Origin of the sequence: Bradyrhizobium sp. (assembly GCF_016462955.1) — a bacterium.
Lineage (GTDB): Bacteria > Pseudomonadota > Alphaproteobacteria > Rhizobiales > Xanthobacteraceae > Bradyrhizobium.
The window spans coordinates 1-2,932 of the sequence record NZ_JAEMSD010000687.1; the positions used below are offsets into that span (position 1 = coordinate 1).

General features: G+C 67.6%; 4 protein-coding genes. 3 read left to right on the forward strand and 1 reads right to left on the reverse strand.

Translation table 11 applies throughout. The features are described 5' to 3' along the window. A partial coding sequence (locus JHD07_RS36870) for a 3'(2'),5'-bisphosphate nucleotidase CysQ (protein WP_291631138.1) occupies positions 1-534 on the forward strand: 534 nt, incomplete at its 5' end. A 9-nt stretch (positions 535-543) separates the two neighbouring features. On the opposite strand, the gene JHD07_RS36875 is transcribed toward JHD07_RS36870, so the two are convergent. After that, the gene (locus tag JHD07_RS36875) at positions 544-1,029 is read right to left on the reverse strand and encodes a YHS domain-containing (seleno)protein (RefSeq protein WP_291631140.1); all 486 of its coding nucleotides are present in this window, start codon (positions 1,027-1,029) and stop codon (positions 544-546) included. Between the two features lie 137 nt (positions 1,030-1,166). On the opposite strand from JHD07_RS36875, the gene JHD07_RS36880 reads away from it, so the two are divergent. After that, complete coding sequence (locus JHD07_RS36880; RefSeq protein WP_291631142.1) at positions 1,167-1,772, forward strand: DUF1134 domain-containing protein; 606 nt, start codon at positions 1,167-1,169, stop codon at positions 1,770-1,772. Between the two features lie 119 nt (positions 1,773-1,891). After that, positions 1,892-2,932 (forward strand): hypothetical protein (locus JHD07_RS36885; protein WP_291631144.1); only part of this gene is annotated, 1,041 nt, incomplete at its 3' end.

Consider the following 2,932-nt stretch of genomic DNA (forward strand, 5'->3'; position numbering starts at 1 on the left):
AAGGAGTTCGTCGCCGGCCGCGACGAGTTCACCGTCAATCTTGCCCTGGTGACGTCAGGCGTGCCGCTGCTCGGCATCGTCTCCGCACCCGCGCTCGGGCTGCCCTGGCGCGGCATCGTCGGCCGCGGTGCCGAGCGCGTGACGTTCGACGGGGCGACCATCAGGGCCGCCGAGCCGATCCGCACCCGCAAGCTGCCGGCGCGGGGCGAGCCCTGGGTCGCAGCCGTGAGCCGCTCACACGGCGATGCCGGGACCGAGGCATTCATCGACAAAAGGCCCAACGCCGTGAGGATGACCTGTGGCTCGGCGGTGAAATTCGGCCGCATCGCGGAAGGCAGCGCCGACATCTATCCCCGCTTCGGACCGACCTCCGAATGGGACGTCGGAGCCGGCTGCGCGGTCGTGACCGCCGCCGGCGGCAAGGTGACCGACGGCAAGGGCGGCGAGCTCCGCTTCGGCCAGCACGGCGGCACCGGGTACATCATCCCGGCGTTCATCGCCTTCGGCGACGCGCAGGCGGCAGGCGGCTACTGACCGGCCGCCCTACTGGCCGAGCTTCTCCTGCAAGGCGGGCCAACGCTTGCCCACCTCATAGAGGATACGGTCGGGATCGGCGACGAAAGCGTCCCGCGTGGCTTCCCGGTTGAACAGATAGAGCCGCTGCGCCACGATCGCGAAGAAACGGGGATTGCCTGCGACGGTGACGCCGCGGGCGATATCGGCCGGATCATAGCCGCCGAACTGCGGTCCATAGATCTCGGGATGGGCCAGGAAGGACGCGCGGTTGCCCTCGTTGCGAAAGCGCCAGACTGCGCCCCAGAGGTTGGCCTCGAACTCCGCCGTGCCCTGCAGGGCCCGGCCATCGACGAAATAGGCGACGGGGTCGAATCCCTCGATGGCGACGCCGCTGAAGCGGTTGACGACGACCCGTTCGGTGGTGGCAGCCGCCGCCGGCTGCCGCGCGCCGATGAGCCCCATGCCCGACAGCAAGCAGACGAGGAGGCCGATCAAGGCGATTCCGGGGCGCAAAGGGCTATCTTCCTGCCGTTGTGCCGTCATAGTTGCTGCGGATAACATCCGAGTCGAGGGGACGTCCGGCGAACCTAGAGCCGTGCCTGTTGGCGTCAGGTTAAGGAAGCGACCGGATTCGGTACCAGGGGTTTTTTATGACTTTCGCATCACGCCTTGCTGCGCTCGCGCTTGCAGGATTGGTCGGCTGGATCGTGCCGGCCTCGGCCCAGCCGGCGCCCGCGCCCGACCTGCCGCCGCCGCAGCGTGCCCCGACGCCGAACACCTATGGGCCGGACGAGCTCGTCACGACCGGCCACCGCTTCTTCGGCAACGTCTCGCGCGGGCTCGCCTCGATCATCGAGAAGGCGGTCAGCCAATGGGGCCTGCCCAACGGCTACATCCTGGGTGAGGAAGGCTCCGGCGCTTTCGTCGCCGGCCTGCGCTATGGCGAAGGCACGCTCTACACCAAGAATGCCGGCGACCTCAGAGTCTACTGGCAGGGCCCCTCGCTCGGCTTCGACTGGGGCGGCGACGGCGCGCGCACCATGACGCTCGTCTACAACCTTCCCGCCACCAACGCGATCTACCAGCGCTTCGCCGGTCTCGACGGCTCGGCCTATATCATCGGCGGCTTCGGCATGACGGCGCTCACCGCCAACAACATCGTGCTGGTGCCGATCCGCTCCGGGCTCGGCCTGCGGCTGGGCGCCAATATCGGCTATCTCAAATACACGCCGCGCGCGACCTGGAACCCGTTCTAGGTCCCCTCCTCCCAACCGGCTAGCGATCAAGGTTAACGGCAGAGCGGGGCTGGCTTTTTGCCGGCCCGCCATGGCATGGTCGTTGGTGAATTTTTCCTTAAGCTTGGGAGTTCTGGCCCATGGTCGAACCGATCATGTACCTGGCGATCGGTTTCCTGCTCTCGATGCTGTGCGGGCTTGCCATCGTGCCGCTTGTGCATAACCGCGCGGTGCGCCTGACCACGCGCCGGCTCGAGGCCGCCACCCCGCTGTCGATGGCCGAGATCCAGGCCGACAAGGACCAGCTCCGCGCCGAGTTCGCCATGTCGGCGCGGCGGCTCGAGATGAGCGTCGAGCAGCTCAAGAACAAGACCACGAGCCAGCTCGCCGAGCTCGGCAAGAAGAGCGATGCCATCAACCGGATGAAGATCGAGCTCGGCGAAAAGAACGCCACCATCTTCGCGCTCGAAGCCCGCGAGAAGGCGGTCAAGGAGCAGCTCCGCGCCACCGAGGAGGAGTTCAACGCCAAGACCGCAGCCTTGCGCGAGGCCGAGATCGCGCTGGCCGACAAGCAGGCCGAGCTCGCCAAGATCAACTCCGAGCTCTCCGACCGCTCGATGATGGCGGAGAGCCGGCAGGTCGAGCTGGTCGCGGTGCGCGCGCAGATCGAGGCGCTGAAGATCCGCGTCGGCGATGCCGAGAAGGAGTTTGCCGCGACGCAGGCGCGCCTGGCACAGGAGCGGACAGAATCCGAGACCGCCTCGCGCGAGCTCGCCGAGGCACGCGGCCGCGTCGAAAATCTGAGCCAGCGCGTCACCGACCTCGACCGCCAGCTCATGGTGCAGGTCAAGGAAGCCGAGATGCTGTCGGCCCGCGTCGCCGACCTCGAGGGGCGCCTCGCCACGCAGGGCAAGCTGCTCGCCGAGCGCGACTACGAGAACAATCAATTGCGCCAGGCCAACGACACGGCCGAGCGCACCATCAAGGAGCTGCGCGTCGAGATCGCGGGCCTCAGCGGCGGCAGGTCGTCGGCGGCCATGGAAACGCTGCGCGCGGAAAAGGCCGCGCTGGAGGAGCAGCTCCGCACTGCCCGCGACGAGCGCGCGAAACTCCAGCGCGACGTCAACGCGATCCAGCAGCAGGCCGAACACGATGGTAAAGATGAGTGGGGAGGCCATCGG